The following is an 18,529-nucleotide window of genomic DNA, read 5'->3' as shown; positions in this document are numbered from 1 at the left end:
TCAGCTCGGTCCTGCCTTGTAACCGACGCCACGGACGGTCACGACGATCTCGGGCCGCTCCGGGTCCTTCTCGACCTTGGAGCGCAGCCGCTGGACATGGACGTTGACCAGCCGGGTGTCCGCCGCGTGCCGGTATCCCCACACCTGCTCCAGCAGGACCTCACGCGTGAACACCTGCCACGGCTTGCGGGCCAGTGCGACCAGCAGGTCGAACTCCAGCGGCGTCAGCGCGATCGACAGGCCCTCCCGTTTCACGGAGTGACCGGCGACGTCGATGACGAGATCACCGATGGAGAGCTGTTCGGGTGCCGGCTCCTCCGAACGGCGCAGCCGCGCCCTGATCCGTGCCACCAGCTCCTTTGGCTTGAACGGCTTCACGATGTAGTCGTCGGCGCCGGACTCGAGGCCGACCACGACATCGACGGTGTCGCTCTTCGCCGTGAGCATCACGATCGGCACCCCGGACTCCGCCCTGATCAGGCGGCACACCTCGATGCCGTCCCGTCCGGGCAGCATCAGGTCCAGGAGCACCAGATCGGGCTTGGTCTCGCGGAAAGCGGCCAGCGCCTTGTCGCCGTCGGCTACGAAAGACGGCTCAAAACCTTCACCACGCAACACGATGCCGAGCATCTCGGCCAGTGCGGTGTCGTCATCGACGACAAGGACTCGTCCCTTCATAAACGACATCATCCCATTAACTAAATCGTTACCTGGCGTGACAAGTCACACAGCTCGGCGAGAGCCTCAGCCGTCACGGGCGACACAACGCCCTCTTCGGTGACGATCGCCGTGATCAACTCCGGCGGCGTCACGTCGAACGCCGGGTTGTACGCCTGGGTCCCCAGGGGTGCCACAGGTATACCGCCTCCCGGCTCCGCGCCCGCCATCGGCACCTGCGGAGCTGTGATCTCCGTCACTTCATGACTGGGTCGCTGCTCGACCTCGATGGACGCCCCGTCCGGCGTGTCCGGGTCGATCGACGTCACCGGCGCCACCACGATGAACGGCACGTGGTGGTACTTGGCCAGCACAGCGAGCGGATAGCTCCCCACCTTGTTCGCCACCGAACCGTCGGCCGCGATCCGGTCGGCCCCGATCAGCACCGCGTCCACCTCTCCGGACGCGAACAGCGAGCCGGCCGCGCTGTCCGTCAGCAGTGTGTACGCCATGCCGTTACGTGCCGCCTCGTACGCCGTCAGGCGCGCGCCCTGCAGCAGCGGCCGCGTCTCGTCGACCCAGAGCCGCCGCAACTGCCCGGCCCGGTGCGCGGCGAGCGCCACCGCGAAGGCGGTGCCCTCGCCGCCCGACACCAGCGCACCGGTGTTGCAGTGCGTGAGCACCCGGTGTCCGCCGCCCGGCAGCAGCTCGTCGAGCAGCGCCAGACCGTGCCCGGCCATCCGCGCGCTGGCCTCGGCGTCCTCCCGGTGCAGCGCCCGCGCCGCGGCGAGCGCCGCCGCGGCGGCCGCCTCCTGGTCACCGCCGTCGGCCAGCGCGGCCTGGTGAGCGGCCTGCGCCCTGCGGACACCGGCCGAGAGGTTCACCGCGGTGGGCCGGGCACCGGCGAGGTCCCGGGCCGCGTCGCCCACGTCGAAGCCGCGCACGGCGGCGAGCGCGACCCCGTACGCGCCGGCGATCCCCAGCAGGGGCGCCCCGCGCACGGCGAGCGTCCGGATCGCCTCCACCAGCGCGGGGGCGTCCGTGCACACCAGCTCGACCTCTTCGGCCGGCAGCCTGGTCTGGTCGAGAAGGACCACGACAGGTCCTTCGGGAGGCTCGTGCCAGCGGATCGCGGGTATCTCCGTCGGCCCGCTGTCCTCGCGGGATTGCGCGTAGTGATCAGCCATCCGCCCAGTCTGCCCCGTACCCGGCGGACAATTGAAGGTGTCCAGCTCATACAGGGGCCGGTCACCTGCCGGGCGGGCCGTGGCACGATGGCTGCCAACCTGCCGCCGCGACCGCGGAACGGGCACCGTGAAGGAGCGACGATGAACGACACTCCGGGCTGGGCGTCGCCCGGATCCGCCCCCTCCGACGGACAGGAGCCGGACTCCACCGGCACCCCGCAGCCCACGGAGCAGCCCACGGACCCGGCCGGTGCGACCCAGCCCCAGCAGCCTCCGAAGTGGTCCAAGGAGCAGCCCCCGCCCGCCCAGTGGTCGGCCCCCGGCCCGCAGGTACCCGCCCAGACCCCGCCACCGCCCCAGCCCGGCCCGGGCTGGGGCGGCCAGTACCCCGGCGGTCAGCCCGGCCCCGGAGCACCCGGCGGCTGGGGAGCACCCGGTCAGGGCTACGGCGGCCCCGGCGGCCCGGCCGGCTGGGGCGGCAACTGGGGCGGTCCGCCGCCCGCCGCCAAGCCCGGCGTGATCCCGCTGCGCCCCCTCGGTGTCGGCGAGATCCTCGACGGCGCCGTCTCCACCATGCGCACCTACTGGCGCACGGTGCTGGGCATCTCGCTGACGGTCGCCGTGATCACGGAGATCGCGGTCATCCTGCTCCAGGGCTTCTTCCTGAACGACACCGAGGGCTCCGACGCCCTCAGCGACCCGAGCGCCACCGTCGGCGAGCTGACCCGGGCCCTCGGCGACACGATGCTCAGCTCCGGTGTCGTCCTGCTCATCACCCTGCTCGGCACCATCGTCGCCACGGCCCTGCTCACCTCGGTCACCAGCCGCGCGGTGCTCGGCAAGCCGGTCACCACCGGCGAGGCCTGGCGGGACGCCCGACCCCAGCTGCTGCGCCTGTCCGGCCTCACCCTGCTGCTGCCCGTCATCGCCCTCCTGATCGTCGGCGTCGGAACACTGCCCGGCGTACTCGTCGGCGTGGCCGGCTCGGGTGACGCCGGCGCCGCGCTCGCCGTCCTCGGCGGTCTCGCCGGAGCCGTCGTCGCCATCTGGCTGATGGTCCGCTTCTCGCTCTCCTCGCCGGCCCTGATGCTGGAGAAGCAGGGCATCGTGAAGTCGATGAGCCGCTCCGTAAAGCTCGTGCGCGGCTCCTGGTGGCGGGTCTTCGGCATCCAGCTGCTGGCCACGATCATCGCCAACATCGTGGCGTCGATCGTCGTCATCCCCTTCGCCCTCCTCGCCGCGGCCCTGAGCGGCGACGGCTTCAGCGGCCTGCTCGACAGCAGCGGCGGCGACATCGGCTGGACGTTCCTGATCATCAGCGGCATCGGCTCGGTGATCGGCTCCATGCTCACCCTCCCGATCAGCGCGGGCGTCACCGTCCTCCTGTACATCGACCAGCGCATCCGCCGCGAGGCCCTCGACCTCGACCTGGCCCGCGCCGCCGGCGTGCCGGACTACGGCACCGAGCCCTCCGGCGTCACACCGGGGAGCTGATGCGGTGAACGGGGCGGGGGGAGCCTTCACAGCAGTACTCGCAGGACCGCACACCGGTGCCACGGCCGTGCTCGCACTGGCGCGCGGGGACGCGCCACCGGTGACGACACCGCGCGACCCCGCGCGGGAGGCGGCCAGACGCGAGCTGTCCAAGCGGATGTACCACGAGAACGACCCGGGCCTGATCCAGCGCGCCCTGAACGCCTTCTGGGACTGGGTCGACAAGCTGTTCGGCGCCGCCTCCACCGCGACACCCGGCGGGGCACTCGGCCTCGTCGTGATCGTCCTCGCCGTCCTGGCGGTCCTGGGCGCCCTCTGGTGGCGCCTGGGAACCCCGCACCGCACTCCCGTCCCGTCCGCCACCCTGTTCGACGACCGCCCGAGAAGCGCGGCGGAACACCGTGCCGCGGCCGAGGCCCACGCGGCCCAGGGCCACTGGAACCAGGCCGTCCAGGAACGGATGCGCGCCGTCGTCCGCTCCCTGGAGGAACGCGCCCTGCTCGACCCGCGCCCCGGCCGCACCGCCGACGAGGCGGCCGCGGAGGCGAGCCGGACGCTGCCGGACCACACGGACCGACTGCGCTCGGCGGCGCGGGACTTCGACGACGTCACGTACGGCGGCCGCACCGGCGACCGGCGCGCGTACCAGCACCTCACCGAACTGGACCGCGACCTGGAGCGCACCAGGCCGATGCTCACGAACAGCGCCCACAGCGGCCAGAACACCTCGGCCACCACCCGCCGGGGCGCCGCCTCATGACCCAGGCCACGCTCACCCCCGCCTCCACCTCGGCCTCGCCCACGGCCCGGCAGGTGTGGACCCGCACGCGCGGAGTCGTCCTCGCCCTCGTCGTCCTCCTGGTGGCCGCCGTCGTGATCGCCGTGGTCCGCTCGGACGCCCGGCACGGCCGCCTCGACCCGCGCTCCGCCGACCCGCTCGGCAGCCGGGCCGTCGCCGAACTCCTCGCCGACCAGGGCGTCTCCACCCGTGTGGTCACCACCCTCGGCCAGGCCCGCGCCGCCGCCGGCCCCGACACCACCCTGCTGATCGCCGCCCCGGACCTCCTGACCAAGCGTCAGCAGACCCTTCTGCACACGGCGACGGCGAACTCCGACGGCCGGACCGTCCTGGTCGCCCCCGGCCGGCCCTCCGTCGGCACCCTCGCCCCCGGCGTGTCCGCCGACCCGGCCGTCAGCTTCGACTCGACGCTCTCCCCCGACTGCACGCTTCCCGCCGCCCGGCGAGCGGGCAGCGCCGACACCGGCGGCGTCCGCTACACCACCACCGCGCCGGACGCCGACGCCTGCTACCCCAGCGACGGCCGGCCCACGCTGCTGCGCCTCCCCGCCCGCTCGGGAAACGGCGACACCGTCGTCCTCGGCGCCCCAGACGTCCTCTCCAACGAACGTCTCGACGAGCAGGGCAACGCCTCGCTCGCCCTCCAACTCCTCGGCTCCCGCTCCCACCTGGTCTGGTACCTCCCCTCGCTCTCCGACACCTCGGCCGCCGACGCGAGCGACCGGAGCTTCTTCGACCTGCTCCCCTCGGGCTGGCTCTGGGGCACGCTGCAGCTCTTCGTCGCGGCAGCCCTCGCCGCCCTGTGGCGCGCACGCCGACTGGGCCCCCTCGTATCCGAACGGCTCCCCGTGGCGATCCGGGCCTCCGAAACCGTCGAAGGCCGCGCCCGCCTCTACCGCAAGGCCAACGCCCGCGACCGGGCGGGCACCGCTCTGCGCTCCACCACCCGCACCCGCCTCGCCCCCCTCGTCGGCGTCCCCCCGGCCCAGGCACACGCGCCCGAGGCCCTGCTCCCCGCCCTGTCCGCCCACCTCGACGGCGACGGCCAGGCCCTGCACCAGCTCCTCTTCGGCCCGCCGCCGCACGACGACGCAGCCCTCATCTCCCTCGCCGACCAACTCGACGCCCTCGCAAGAGAGGTACGCCATTCATGATGGACCCGACCACTGACAATGCGGGATACGCCGGACATTCCGGGGACGCGAGTACCGCCCGCGCCTCCCTGGAGTCCCTGCGCGCCGAGATCGCCAAAGCCGTGGTCGGCCAGGACCCCGCCGTGACCGGCCTCGTCGTCGCCCTCCTGTGCCGTGGACACGTCCTCCTCGAAGGCGTCCCCGGAGTAGCCAAGACGCTGCTCGTCCGAGCTCTGGCATCCGCGCTCGAACTCGACACCAAACGCGTCCAGTTCACCCCTGACCTGATGCCGAGCGACATCACCGGCTCCCTGGTCTACGACGCCCGCACGGCCGAGTTCTCCTTCCAGCCCGGCCCGGTCTTCACCAACCTGCTGCTGGCCGACGAGATCAACCGCACGCCCCCGAAGACCCAGGCGTCCCTGCTGGAAGCCATGGAGGAACGCCAGGTCACCGTCGACGGCACCCCCCGGCCGCTCCCCGAGCCCTTCCTCGTCGCCGCGACCCAGAACCCCGTCGAGTACGAGGGCACGTATCCCCTGCCCGAAGCCCAACTGGACCGCTTCCTCCTGAAGCTGACGATCCCGCTGCCCACCCGGCAGGACGAGATTGCCGTCCTCACCCGGCACACCGACGGCTTCAACCCCCGCGACCTGCGCGCCGCCGGCCTGCGCCCCGTCGCGGGTCCCGCCGACCTCGAAGCCGCCCGCGCCGCCGTCGCCAAGACGGCGGTCTCCCCGGAGATCACCGGCTACGTCGTCGACATCTGCCGCGCCACCCGCGAGTCGCCGTCCCTCTCGCTCGGCGTCTCACCGCGCGGCGCGACCGCCCTCCTCGCCACCGCCCGCGCCTGGGCCTGGCTGACCGGCCGTGACTACGTCATCCCCGACGACGTGAAGGCCCTCGCCCTCCCCACCCTCCGCCACCGCGTCCAACTCCGCCCCGAAGCCGAGATGGAGGGTGTGACGGCCGACTCCGTCATCAACGCGATCCTCACCCACGTCCCCGTCCCCCGCTGATGGCGTTCACCGGGCGTGCCGCTCTCCTCGCGGCTCTCGGCGCACTCCCCGTCGGTATCTGGGAGCCGAGCTGGACGGGCATCCTCGCGGTGAACGCCCCGCTGGCCCTGGCCTGCGCCTGCGACGCCGCCCTCGCGGCGCCCGTACGGCGCCTCGGCCTGACCCGCTCCGGCGACACGTCCGTACGCCTCGGCGACACCGCGGACGTCACCCTCACCGTCACCAACCCCTCGGGTCGCCCGCTGCGCGCACACCTGAGGGACGCCTGGCCGCCGAGCAGTTGGGAGTCGGGCACCGAGGTCGCGTCCTCCCGACACCACGTGTCCGTACCCGCCGGCGAACGCCGCCGTGTGACGACCCGTCTGCGCCCGACCCGCCGCGGCGACCGCCAGGCGGACCGTGTCACGATCCGCTCGTACGGCCCCCTGGGCCTCTTCGCCCGCCAGGGCAACCACAAGGTCCCCTGGTCCGTACGTGTGCTGCCCCCCTTCACCAGCCGGAAGCACCTCCCCTCCAAGCTGGCCCGGCTCCGCGAACTGGACGGCCGCACCAGCGTGCTGACACGCGGTGAGGGAACCGAGTTCGACAGCCTGCGCGAGTACGTTCCGGGCGACGACACCCGTTCCATCGACTGGCGCGCGACAGCCCGCCGGACCACGGTCGCCGTACGCACCTGGCGCCCCGAGCGCGACCGGCACATCCTCCTGGTCCTCGACACGGGCCGCACCTCGGCGGGCCGCGTCGGTGACGCCCCCCGTCTGGACGCCTCAATGGACGCGGCCCTGCTGCTCGCCGCCCTGGCCTCCCGCGCCGGCGACCGCGTCGACCTCCTCGCCTACGACCGCCGCGTCCGCGCCCTCGTGCAGGGCCGCGCGGCGGGCGACGTCCTCCCGTCGCTGGTCAACGCGATGGCGGGCGTCGAACCGGAGTTGGTCGAAACGGACGCCCGCGGCCTGGCCGCGATCGCGCTCCGCACGGCTCCCCGCCGTTCCTTGATCGTGCTCCTGACGAGCCTCGACGCGGCGCCCGTCGAGGAGGGCCTGCTCCCCGTGCTCTCCGGTCTCACCCAGCGCCATACGGTCCTGGTGGCATCGGTCGCCGATCCGTACATCGCCCGTATGGCGAAGGCCCGGGGTGACGCCGAAGCGGTGTACGAAGCGGCGGCGGCAGCTCAGGCACAGACGGAACGTCAGCGCACGGCGGAGCAGTTGAGGCGCCGTGGCGTGACCGTCGTCGACGCGATCCCGGACGATCTGGCCCCGGCTCTGGCGGACGCCTACCTGGCCCTGAAGGCCGCGGGCCGACTGTAAAAGCCGGCCTCATCCGGACATCAAAAAAAGGGGCGGTCTCCTTGGGGAGACCGCCCCTTGATAGATATCGTCCGAACGCAGAAAACCCCCGTACCGGTATCCCCGGCACGGGGGTTTTCTCAAAACTTGTTCGGCGGCGTCCTACTCTCCCACAGGGTCCCCCCTGCAGTACCATCGGCGCTGTGAGGCTTAGCTTCCGGGTTCGGAATGTAACCGGGCGTTTCCCTCACGCTATGACCACCGAAACACTATGAAACTGTCAACCGGAGCCGTGGCATAGCTACGACGGTTGTTCGTGGTTTCAGAACCAACACAGTGGACGCGAGCAACTGAGGACAAGCCCTCGGCCTATTAGTACCAGTCACCTCCAGCGGTTACCCGCCTTCCAGATCTGGCCTATCAACCCAGTCGTCTACTGGGAGCCTTAACCCCTCAAGGGGGTGGGAATACTCATCTCGAAGCAGGCTTCCCGCTTAGATGCTTTCAGCGGTTATCCCTCCCGAACGTAGCCAACCAGCCATGCCCTTGGCAGGACAACTGGCACACCAGAGGTTCGTCCGTCCCGGTCCTCTCGTACTAGGGACAGCCCTTCTCAATATTCCTACGCGCACAGCGGATAGGGACCGAACTGTCTCACGACGTTCTAAACCCAGCTCGCGTACCGCTTTAATGGGCGAACAGCCCAACCCTTGGGACCGACTCCAGCCCCAGGATGCGACGAGCCGACATCGAGGTGCCAAACCATCCCGTCGATATGGACTCTTGGGGAAGATCAGCCTGTTATCCCCGGGGTACCTTTTATCCGTTGAGCGACGGCGCTTCCACAAGCCACCGCCGGATCACTAGTCCCGACTTTCGTCCCTGCTCGACCCGTCGGTCTCACAGTCAAGCTCCCTTGTGCACTTACACTCAACACCTGATTACCAACCAGGCTGAGGGAACCTTTGGGCGCCTCCGTTACTCTTTAGGAGGCAACCGCCCCAGTTAAACTACCCATCAGACACTGTCCCTGATCCGGATCACGGACCCAGGTTAGACATCCAGCACGACCAGACTGGTATTTCAACGACGACTCCACCATGGCTGGCGCCATGACTTCAAAGTCTCCCAGCTATCCTACACAAGCCGAACCGAACACCAATATCAAACTGTAGTAAAGGTCCCGGGGTCTTTCCGTCCTGCTGCGCGAAACGAGCATCTTTACTCGTAGTGCAATTTCACCGGGCCTATGGTTGAGACAGTCGAGAAGTCGTTACGCCATTCGTGCAGGTCGGAACTTACCCGACAAGGAATTTCGCTACCTTAGGATGGTTATAGTTACCACCGCCGTTTACTGGCGCTTAAGTTCTCAGCTTCGCCACCCCGAAGAGTGACTAACCGGTCCCCTTAACGTTCCAGCACCGGGCAGGCGTCAGTCCGTATACATCGCCTTACGGCTTCGCACGGACCTGTGTTTTTAGTAAACAGTCGCTTCTCGCTGGTCTCTGCGGCCACCCCCAGCTCACCGAGTAAATCGGATCACCAGTGATGGCCCCCTTCTCCCGAAGTTACGGGGGCATTTTGCCGAGTTCCTTAACCATAGTTCACCCGAACGCCTCGGTATTCTCTACCTGACCACCTGAGTCGGTTTAGGGTACGGGCCGCCATGAAACTCGCTAGAGGCTTTTCTCGACAGCATAGGATCATCCACTTCACCACAATCGGCTCGGCATCAGGTCTCAGCCTTGATGTGTGACGGATTTACCTATCACACGGCCTACACCCTTACCCCGGGACAACCACCGCCCGGGATGGACTACCTTCCTGCGTCACCCCATCACTCACCTACTACCACCTTGGGCCGGCGGCTCCACCACTCCCCTCAACTCCGAAGAGATCAGGGCGGCTTCACGGCCTTAGCATTAATGGGCTCGATGTTTGACGCTTCACAGCGGGTACCGGAATATCAACCGGTTATCCATCGACTACGCCTGTCGGCCTCGCCTTAGGTCCCGACTTACCCTGGGCAGATCAGCTTGACCCAGGAACCCTTAGTCAATCGGCGCACACGTTTCTCACGTGTGTATCGCTACTCATGCCTGCATTCTCACTCGTGAACCGTCCACCACTGCCTTCCGGCGCGGCTTCACCCGGCACACGACGCTCCCCTACCCATCACAGCGGGCGTTGGCCCTATTGCTGCAATGACACGACTTCGGCGGTACGCTTGAGCCCCGCTACATTGTCGGCGCGGAATCACTAGACCAGTGAGCTATTACGCACTCTTTCAAGGGTGGCTGCTTCTAAGCCAACCTCCTGGTTGTCTGTGCGACTCCACATCCTTTCCCACTTAGCGTACGCTTAGGGGCCTTAGTCGATGCTCTGGGCTGTTTCCCTCTCGACCATGGAGCTTATCCCCCACAGTCTCACTGCCGTGCTCTCACTTACCGGCATTCGGAGTTTGGCTAAGGTCAGTAACCCGGTAGGGCCCATCGCCTATCCAGTGCTCTACCTCCGGCAAGAAACACACGACGCTGCACCTAAATGCATTTCGGGGAGAACCAGCTATCACGGAGTTTGATTGGCCTTTCACCCCTAACCACAGGTCATCCCCCAGGTTTTCAACCCTGGTGGGTTCGGTCCTCCACGACCTCTTACAGCCGCTTCAACCTGCCCATGGCTAGATCACTCCGCTTCGGGTCTTGAGCGCGCTACTAAATCGCCCTATTCGGACTCGCTTTCGCTACGGCTTCCCCACACGGGTTAACCTCGCAACACACCGCAAACTCGCAGGCTCATTCTTCAAAAGGCACGCAGTCACGACGCACCGAGTAAACTCGATGCGCGACGCTCCCACGGCTTGTAGGCACACGGTTTCAGGTACTATTTCACTCCGCTCCCGCGGTACTTTTCACCATTCCCTCACGGTACTATCCGCTATCGGTCACCAGGGAATATTTAGGCTTAGCGGGTGGTCCCGCCAGATTCACACGGGATTTCTCGGGCCCCGTGCTACTTGGGTGTCTCTCAAACGAGCCGTTGATGTTTCGACTACGGGGGTCTTACCCTCTACGCCGGACCTTTCGCATGTCCTTCGTCTACATCAACGGTTTCTGACTCGCCTCACAGCCGGCAGACTGTGAAAGAGAGATCCCACAACCCCTTGCATGCAACCCCTGCCGGGTCTCACACATACAAGGTTTGGCCTCATCCGGTTTCGCTCGCCACTACTCCCGGAATCACGGTTGTTTTCTCTTCCTGCGGGTACTGAGATGTTTCACTTCCCCGCGTTCCCTCCACACTGCCTATGTGTTCAGCAGTGGGTGACAGCCCATGACGACTGCCGGGTTTCCCCATTCGGAAACCCCCGGATCAAAGCCTGGTTGACGGCTCCCCGGGGACTATCGTGGCCTCCCACGTCCTTCATCGGTTCCTGGTGCCAAGGCATCCACCGTGCGCCCTTAAAAACTTGGCCACAGATGCTCGCGTCCACTGTGCAGTTCTCAAACAACGACCAACCACCCATCACCCCGAACCAGTAGTTCGAGTGCACTGGGGCCGGCACTGAAGGCAGCCTTTCGGCCGTACCTTCAGACACCCAACAGCGTGCCCGACACCCTCACCACTCGTGATCAGCTTTCCACGCTCCGAAGAACAGTACTTGCAGCCCGAGATGACTTGAGTGCCGAATAATCAACGTTCCACCCATGAGCAACCACCGTCGAACGTATGCCGACGTAATGGCCCTGGACCACCAAGCAAGCTTGGCGGCCTAGATGCTCCTTAGAAAGGAGGTGATCCAGCCGCACCTTCCGGTACGGCTACCTTGTTACGACTTCGTCCCAATCGCCAGTCCCACCTTCGACAGCTCCCTCCCACAAGGGGTTGGGCCACCGGCTTCGGGTGTTACCGACTTTCGTGACGTGACGGGCGGTGTGTACAAGGCCCGGGAACGTATTCACCGCAGCAATGCTGATCTGCGATTACTAGCAACTCCGACTTCATGGGGTCGAGTTGCAGACCCCAATCCGAACTGAGACAGGCTTTTTGAGATTCGCTCCGCCTCGCGGCTTCGCAGCTCTTTGTACCTGCCATTGTAGCACGTGTGCAGCCCAAGACATAAGGGGCATGATGACTTGACGTCGTCCCCACCTTCCTCCGAGTTGACCCCGGCAGTCTCCTGTGAGTCCCCATCACCCCGAAGGGCATGCTGGCAACACAGAACAAGGGTTGCGCTCGTTGCGGGACTTAACCCAACATCTCACGACACGAGCTGACGACAGCCATGCACCACCTGTACACCGACCACAAGGGGGGCACTATCTCTAATGCTTTCCGGTGTATGTCAAGCCTTGGTAAGGTTCTTCGCGTTGCGTCGAATTAAGCCACATGCTCCGCTGCTTGTGCGGGCCCCCGTCAATTCCTTTGAGTTTTAGCCTTGCGGCCGTACTCCCCAGGCGGGGAACTTAATGCGTTAGCTGCGGCACCGACGACGTGGAATGTCGCCAACACCTAGTTCCCACCGTTTACGGCGTGGACTACCAGGGTATCTAATCCTGTTCGCTCCCCACGCTTTCGCTCCTCAGCGTCAGTAATGGCCCAGAGATCCGCCTTCGCCACCGGTGTTCCTCCTGATATCTGCGCATTTCACCGCTACACCAGGAATTCCGATCTCCCCTACCACACTCTAGCCTGCCCGTATCGACTGCAGACCCGGGGTTAAGCCCCGGGCTTTCACAACCGACGTGACAAGCCGCCTACGAGCTCTTTACGCCCAATAATTCCGGACAACGCTTGCGCCCTACGTATTACCGCGGCTGCTGGCACGTAGTTAGCCGGCGCTTCTTCTGCAGGTACCGTCACTTTCGCTTCTTCCCTGCTGAAAGAGGTTTACAACCCGAAGGCCGTCATCCCTCACGCGGCGTCGCTGCATCAGGCTTTCGCCCATTGTGCAATATTCCCCACTGCTGCCTCCCGTAGGAGTCTGGGCCGTGTCTCAGTCCCAGTGTGGCCGGTCGCCCTCTCAGGCCGGCTACCCGTCGTCGCCTTGGTGAGCCACTACCTCACCAACAAGCTGATAGGCCGCGGGCTCATCCTTCACCGCCGGAGCTTTTAACCCCCACCCATGCAGGCAGGAGTGTTATCCGGTATTAGACCCCGTTTCCAGGGCTTGTCCCAGAGTGAAGGGCAGATTGCCCACGTGTTACTCACCCGTTCGCCACTAATCCACCCCGAAGGGCTTCATCGTTCGACTTGCATGTGTTAAGCACGCCGCCAGCGTTCGTCCTGAGCCAGGATCAAACTCTCCGTGAATGTTTTCCCGTAATCGGGACGACACCACGAGAGCGGAACAACCGGTCGGAATAGGACCGGTCGTTCACAGCGTCCTCGCTGTGCGCCTACCCCAAGGGGGCAGGACTTTTTTCAAAGGAACCTCGTCCCAGCCGATCGGCCGGAGACGGGGTATCAACAAATCTGGCGTTGATTTTTGGCACGCTGTTGAGTTCTCAAGGAACGGACGCTTCCTTTGTACTCACCCTCTCGGGCTTTCCTCCGGGCGCTTCCCTTCGGTCTTGCGTTTCCGACTCTATCAGACCGTTTCCGTATCCGATTTCCTCGGTGCTTTCCAGGTTTTCGCTTTCGCGTTTCCCTTTCCGGCGAGTCCGACTCTATCAGATCCTTTCGGGCCCGATTTCCTCGGCGCTTTCAAGTTCCGCGCTTTTCGCGCTTTCCTTTTCAGCGACTCCGACTTTATCAGAAGGTGTGGGCCGGATTTACCGGCGACCGTTTCTGAATCATCAGGAGGGGGGCTTCTTCGAATCGACGTATCGATTGCTTGGAGAAGCTCGCAGACTCTAACCGCTGCCGCTGGACGTGTCCAGTTCTAGGCAACTGTTCTAATCTACCTCCCCGAGTAACCCGTGTCAACGGGTTCCCTGGGGCGAAGAGGAGACTAGCAGCTCAGCGGAGGCCCACGCACATCAGGCGGCCGTAGGGAGAGTGGCGCTGCGCTCGGGGGCGTCGACGTCGCCTGTGGCGCCCGAGCGGACCGCGCGGCCGCCGAGCACGTAGACGTACAAGAGGAAGGCCAGTTCGGCCGCGATACCGATGGCGATGCGCGCCCAGGTGGGGAGGCCGGACGGTGTGACGAAGCCTTCGATGGCGCCCGAGACGAAGAGCACCAGCGCCAGGCCGACAGCCATTCCCAGTGCGGCGCGTCCTTCTTCGGCGAGCGCCGTGCGGCGGGAACGCGGGCCCGGGTCGATGACCGTCCAGCCCAGTCGCAGGCCGGTGCCCGCGGCGACGAATACGGCGGTCAGTTCGAGCAGGCCGTGCGGAAGGATCAGTCCCAGGAAGGTGTCGAGGCGGCCGGCCGATGACATCAGGCCGATGCCGACACCGACATTGAGCATGTTCTGGAAGAGGATCCAGAGCACCGGGAGACCCAGGAAGATGCCGAGGACCAGGCACATGGCCGCGGCCTGGGCGTTGTTCGTCCACACCTGGGCCGCGAACGACGCGGCCGGGTGGCTGGAGTAGTAGGTCTCGTACTCGCCACCGGGACGGGTGAGGTCGCGGAGCTGGCTGGGCGCGGCGATCGAGGCCTGGACCTCCGGGTGTGCGGCGATCCACCAGCCCAGCAGCGCCGCCACCGCGGTGGACAGCAGCGCCGTGGGCACCCACCAGTGACGGGAGCGGTAGACCGCCGCGGGGAAACCGCGGGTCAGGAAGCCGGTGACGTCGCGCCAGGAGGCTCGGCGGGTGCCGGTCACGGCGCTCCGCGCGCGTGCCACGAGTTGGCTGAGCCGGCCGGTGAGCTGCGGGTCGGGCGCGCTGGACTGGATCAGCGAGAGATGGGTGGCGGTTCGCTGGTACAGGGTGACGAGTTCGTCCGCCTCGGCTCCGTCGAGGCGGCGCTGACGGCGCAGCAGGGCGTCGAGTCTGTCCCATTCGGCACGGTGGGCGGAGACGAAGACGTCGAGGTCCATCGGTTTGCCTGCTCCTCGGCTGCTCGTCGGCGGCTCTTGGTCGATGTCAGCTTGTCTTACTGCGGCGCGAAGTGCGCTCAGCTTGGCAGACTGGCGGTTCTCGGGGCAGGTCAGGGGAAGGGCGGCACGTGTGAGTGAGCTAGTGACGGGCGAGGCGGTGGCGCTGGAGCTGCGCCCCGCGAAACTGCCGAGCCGGGCGCTGGCCGTCGTGCTCGACCTCGCCGCGGCGATGGTGGTCTACCTCGTCGTGACGATCGGGCTCGTCGCCGCGACCGCCGCGTTGGACGACGCGGCGCAGGTCGCGCTGTCGATCGCGAGCTTCCTTCTCGTCCTGGTCGGCGTGCCCATCGCGGTGGAGACGCTCAGCCATGGCCGGTCGCTGGGGAAGCTGGCGTGCGGGCTGCGGGTGGTGCGGGACGACGGCGGGCCGATCCGGTTCCGGCATGCGCTGGTGCGCGGGGCGGTGGGGGTCGTCGAGATCCTCATGACGTTCGGCATCGTCGCGTGCATCGCCTCGCTGGTGTCGGAGCGCGGTCGTCGGCTCGGGGACGTGTTCGCCGGGACCCTCGTGGTGCGTGAGCGGATTCCGGTAGGGCGTATGCCTCATGTGCCGCCGCCGCCTCCCTGGCTCGCGGGACGCTTCGCCGAGCTCGACCTGTCCGCGGTGCCGGACGGGCTGTGGCTGGCCGTCCGCCAGTACCTGACGCGGATGGGGCAGTTGGATCCGCGGGTGGGCGGGGCGATGGCGGAACGGCTCGCGATGGACCTCGCGACGCGTACGGGAACGCCGCCGCCGCAGGGTGTGCCCGCGGGGGCGTATCTCGCGGCCGTGGTGCAGGAGCGGCAGGCCCGTGAGGCCCGTCGGGTGTTCGGAGGCGGCGCGGCTGCCGGAATGCCCCAGCCCGTTCCTGGCGGATACCCCTATCCGCAAGGTTCTGGCGGATATCCCTTCGCGCAGGGGCCCGGCGGATACCCCCAGCCGATGGGGCACGGCGGTTATCCCCCGCCGCCCACCAACACCGGCTATGCCCCACCCCCTGCGCCGGCCGGCTATCCCGCTCAGGGAAGTCACGGCGGCGACACCCCGCAGGGTGGTCACGGCGGACACGCCTCCGCCGCGGCTCCCGGTGGCTATCCGCCGGAGGCCGGTGGGGATGCCGGACGACCGACGCCTGCCGCGCATCCCGTCGCGGCGAGGCCTCCCGCTGGTCCGCAGCCCGATCCGTCCCAGGACGGTCGGGATCGTTCGGACGACCCGGGTCGGCCCGCGGGTGGGCCGGGGCAGGGCGAGCGGCCGGCGACGGGCTTCGCGCCGCCCGCGTAGCCGTTCTAGCCGTTGCGAGCGGGTCCCTTTCCGGACGGTCGGGTCTCGCCCTTCACGTCTCACGCCGGGCATCGCCTTGGGCCTCGCGTCGTGCGGTGCCGTCAGGTGAACACCGACGGAGGCGACTCCAGGTCCTCCAGCTCGATGCCGGGGGCCGCGAGCACCACGTCCCCCGCGATGTGGACGGCGTGCTGTTCCCCCGTGTCCAGGGCTGTGACCTGGTATTCGTCCACGGTCAGGGGGCCGTTGTCAGTGCTGTGTGTTTCGCTTTCGATCAAGGCCCAGGACTGGTCGAGGGTGCGCGGGGCGAGGACCGGGCCGGTGAAGGAGACGAGGCGTACGCGGGTTGCCGCGGTGCCGGCGGAAGGGGTGAGGCGCAGGAGGCGGGCGGTGGCGACGAGGAACGCGGGAGAGGTGCCGGTGAAGGCGTGGGCGGCCACGTTTCCTTCGGTCGCCTCGGTGCCGGCGGGGTCGGTGCGGACCCAGGTCACGCCGTCGATGGCGGCGCCGCGCACCTGCCAGTTCGCGGAGTGGAGTTCGAGCCGGATGGGCCGGCCGAGTTCGTCGACGGCGAGGTCGACGGAGCCGGTGACGGTGTTCTCCCCGGGGAGGCCGTCGGGTCCCGTCGCGGAGGGGGTGGTGAGTTGGGCGACGTAGCGCCAGCCGGAGGGGCCGGGCGCACAGTGGAAGTGTTCTTCACCGAGGGGGGTGTGATCGTGCGGATCATGGAGCGAATAACGGCCGCGGGGCATGGGCGTTCAGGTCCTCATCGGGGACAGGCCCCCGCCGGGAGGGCGAGGGCCTGCTGACATCCGGACGCCGAGCGGGGGTACCGCTGCTCGGCGGGTGTGCTCAGTAGCGGTAGTGGTCCGACTTGTACGGGCCGTCGACCTCGACACCGATGTACGAGGCCTGCTCGGGGCGGAGCGTCGTCAGCTTCACGCCGAGCGCGTCCAGGTGGAGACGGGCGACCTTCTCGTCGAGGTGCTTGGGCAGCACGTAGACGTCGGTCGGGTACTCCTCGGGCTTGGTGAACAGCTCGATCTGGGCCAGGGTCTGGTCCGCGAACGAGTTGGACATCACGAAGGACGGGTGTCCGGTCGCGTTGCCCAGGTTCAGCAGGCGGCCCTCGGACAGCAGGATGATGACCTTGCCGTCGGGGAACTTCCAGGTGTGGACCTGCGGCTTGACCTCGTCCTTGACGATGCCGGGGATCTTGGCGAGGCCGGCCATGTCGATCTCGTTGTCGAAGTGGCCGATGTTGCCGACGATCGCCTGGTGCTTCATCTTGGCCATGTCCGCGGCCATGATGATGTCCTTGTTGCCCGTCGTGGTGACGAAGATGTCCGCCTTGTCGACGACCTCGTCGAGGGTCGTGACCTGGTAGCCGTCCATCGCCGCCTGCAGGGCGCAGATCGGGTCGATCTCGGTGATGATCACGCGGGCGCCCTGACCGCGCAGGGACTCCGCGCAGCCCTTGCCCACGTCGCCGTAGCCGCAGATGACGGCGGTCTTGCCGCCGATGAGGGTGTCGGTGGCGCGGTTGATGCCGTCGATCAGGGAGTGGCGGCAGCCGTACTTGTTGTCGAACTTCGACTTGGTGACGGCGTCGTTCACGTTGATCGCCGGGAAGAGCAGGGTGCCGTCACGGTGCATCTCGTACAGACGGTGGACGCCGGTGGTGGTCTCCTCGGTCACGCCGCGGATCTCCGAGGCGAGCTGGGTCCACTTCTGCGAACCCTCGCTGATGGTGCGGTTGAGGAGTTCGAGGACGACGCGGTGCTCCTCGTTCTCGGCGGTGTCGGCCGAGGGGACCTTGCCGTCCTTCTCGTACTTCACGCCGTTGTGGACGAGGAGGGTGGCGTCACCGCCGTCGTCCAGGATCATGTTCGGGCCGCCGGTGGGGGTGTTCGGCCAGGTCAGCGCCTGCTCCGTGCACCACCAGTACTCCTCCAGGGTCTCGCCCTTCCAGGCGAAGACCGGGACACCCTGGGGGTTGTCGGGCGTGCCGTTCGGGCCGACGGCGATGGCGGCCGCCGCGTGGTCCTGGGTGGAGAAGATGTTGCAGGAGGCCCAGCGGACCTCGGCGCCGAGGGCGACGAGGGTCTCGATGAGGACGGCGGTCTGGACCGTCATGTGCAGGGATCCGGTGACGCGGGCGCCGGCCAGGGGCTGCGCCGCGGCGTACTCCTTGCGGATCGACATCAGGCCGGGCATCTCGTGCTCGGCGAGGGTGATCTCCTTGCGGCCGAAGTCGGCCAGCGAGAGATCGGCGACCTTGAAGTCCAGTCGGCTGTCGACAGTCGTCATGACGAGCTGCTCCTCGGGTTCGGGGCGAGTTGGGCTGTTCTGCGCGGCGGTGGACACATACGGATGCCCGAGAGGGGCACGGACGTGACCCGGCAGGACACAGGGGTGCCCGGTGCGCGCAGCGCAGTCCGTCGGAGGCCCTCTCTCCCTCGGCCGGTCCGCGGGGGGACCGCCCGACCGCCATCAGCAGCGACGTCTGGCTCAGTCACCCAAGCTACACCGGTGAGCCCGCCCGTCCCCAGTCCGCCTCCGGAAGGGCCGGTGTCCGGGGACGGGGGCCGAGGTGTCCCGGTGGCGCTGCGCGAGGGGCCGCGGCGGCCGGGGTCGT

At 67.4% G+C, this 18,529-nt stretch carries 11 protein-coding genes and 3 rRNA genes; 6 read left to right on the top strand and 8 right to left on the bottom strand.

Annotation, left to right across the window (positions count from 1 at the left end):
• Complete coding sequence (gene mtrA, locus OG406_RS24215; RefSeq protein WP_193791570.1) at positions 1 to 690, bottom strand: two-component system response regulator MtrA; 690 nt, start codon at positions 688 to 690, stop codon at positions 1 to 3.
• An 8-nt stretch (positions 691 to 698) separates the two neighbouring features.
• Positions 699 to 1,844 carry an S-methyl-5-thioribose-1-phosphate isomerase gene (gene mtnA / locus OG406_RS24210; protein ID WP_267050992.1) on the bottom strand — a complete coding sequence of 382 codons (1,146 nt, stop codon included), beginning with the start codon at positions 1,842 to 1,844 and terminating at the stop codon, positions 699 to 701.
• 141 nt (positions 1,845 to 1,985) lie between these two features.
• Between mtnA and OG406_RS24205 the strand changes: the two genes are divergently transcribed.
• From OG406_RS24205 to OG406_RS24185, 5 genes are all read left to right on the top strand, one after another.
• Entirely contained in the window at positions 1,986 to 3,338 is a 1,353-nt protein-coding gene (locus OG406_RS24205; RefSeq protein WP_329187726.1) for a DUF7544 domain-containing protein, read from the top strand.
• A gap of 67 nt (positions 3,339 to 3,405) precedes the next feature.
• Positions 3,406 to 4,098, top strand: a complete 693-nt coding sequence (locus tag OG406_RS24200) for a DUF4129 domain-containing protein (RefSeq protein WP_267050994.1) — start codon at positions 3,406 to 3,408, stop codon at positions 4,096 to 4,098.
• Positions 4,095 to 5,291: a DUF4350 domain-containing protein gene (locus OG406_RS24195; RefSeq protein WP_329187724.1), complete on the top strand. Its 1,197-nt coding sequence runs from the start codon at positions 4,095 to 4,097 to the stop codon at positions 5,289 to 5,291. Before OG406_RS24200 ends, OG406_RS24195 begins: the two co-directional genes overlap by 4 nt.
• Complete coding sequence (locus tag OG406_RS24190; protein ID WP_382755238.1) at positions 5,288 to 6,289, top strand: AAA family ATPase; 1,002 nt, start codon at positions 5,288 to 5,290, stop codon at positions 6,287 to 6,289. The genes OG406_RS24195 and OG406_RS24190 overlap by 4 nt, the downstream gene beginning before the upstream one ends.
• Positions 6,289 to 7,599 carry a DUF58 domain-containing protein gene (locus OG406_RS24185; RefSeq protein WP_329187721.1) on the top strand — a complete coding sequence of 437 codons (1,311 nt, stop codon included), beginning with the start codon at positions 6,289 to 6,291 and terminating at the stop codon, positions 7,597 to 7,599. Before OG406_RS24190 ends, OG406_RS24185 begins: the two co-directional genes overlap by 1 nt.
• 128 nt (positions 7,600 to 7,727) lie before the next feature.
• Here the strand turns inward: OG406_RS24185 and rrf are convergent.
• The 4 genes from rrf to OG406_RS24165 all read right to left on the bottom strand — a co-directional run bounded on the left by rrf (position 7,728) and on the right by OG406_RS24165 (position 14,567).
• Positions 7,728 to 7,844, bottom strand: a 5S ribosomal RNA gene (rrf, locus tag OG406_RS24180).
• An 86-nt stretch (positions 7,845 to 7,930) separates the two neighbouring features.
• Positions 7,931 to 11,053: ribosomal RNA gene (locus OG406_RS24175) — 23S ribosomal RNA — on the bottom strand.
• Between the two features lie 312 nt (positions 11,054 to 11,365).
• Positions 11,366 to 12,891 (bottom strand): 16S ribosomal RNA (locus tag OG406_RS24170).
• The 16S, 23S and 5S rRNA genes sit together here, the layout of an rRNA operon.
• Before the next feature lie 668 nt (positions 12,892 to 13,559).
• Positions 13,560 to 14,567: a stage II sporulation protein M gene (locus OG406_RS24165; RefSeq protein ID WP_164373772.1), complete on the bottom strand. Its 1,008-nt coding sequence runs from the start codon at positions 14,565 to 14,567 to the stop codon at positions 13,560 to 13,562.
• A 130-nt stretch (positions 14,568 to 14,697) separates the two neighbouring features.
• Here OG406_RS24165 and OG406_RS24160 point away from each other — a divergent pair, with 130 nt between their 5' ends.
• On the top strand, positions 14,698 to 15,891 hold the full coding sequence (locus tag OG406_RS24160; RefSeq protein WP_329187719.1) for an RDD family protein: 1,194 nt from the start codon (positions 14,698 to 14,700) through the stop codon (positions 15,889 to 15,891).
• Positions 15,892 to 15,992: 101 nt separating this feature from the next.
• Here OG406_RS24160 and OG406_RS24155 read toward each other — a convergent pair whose 3' ends face one another.
• Both OG406_RS24155 and ahcY read right to left on the bottom strand, forming a co-directional pair.
• On the bottom strand, positions 15,993 to 16,643 hold the full coding sequence (locus OG406_RS24155; protein ID WP_329187717.1) for a hypothetical protein: 651 nt from the start codon (positions 16,641 to 16,643) through the stop codon (positions 15,993 to 15,995).
• A gap of 100 nt (positions 16,644 to 16,743) precedes the next feature.
• Positions 16,744 to 18,201: an adenosylhomocysteinase gene (gene ahcY / locus OG406_RS24150; protein ID WP_164373777.1), complete on the bottom strand. Its 1,458-nt coding sequence runs from the start codon at positions 18,199 to 18,201 to the stop codon at positions 16,744 to 16,746.
• Positions 18,202 to 18,529: the final 328 nt, after the last annotated feature.

The organism is Streptomyces sp. NBC_01428 (assembly GCF_036231965.1).
GTDB lineage: Bacteria > Actinomycetota > Actinomycetes > Streptomycetales > Streptomycetaceae > Streptomyces.
The sequence above is the reverse complement of the archived record's forward strand: the minus strand, read 5'-3'. Positions and strand labels throughout refer to the sequence as shown.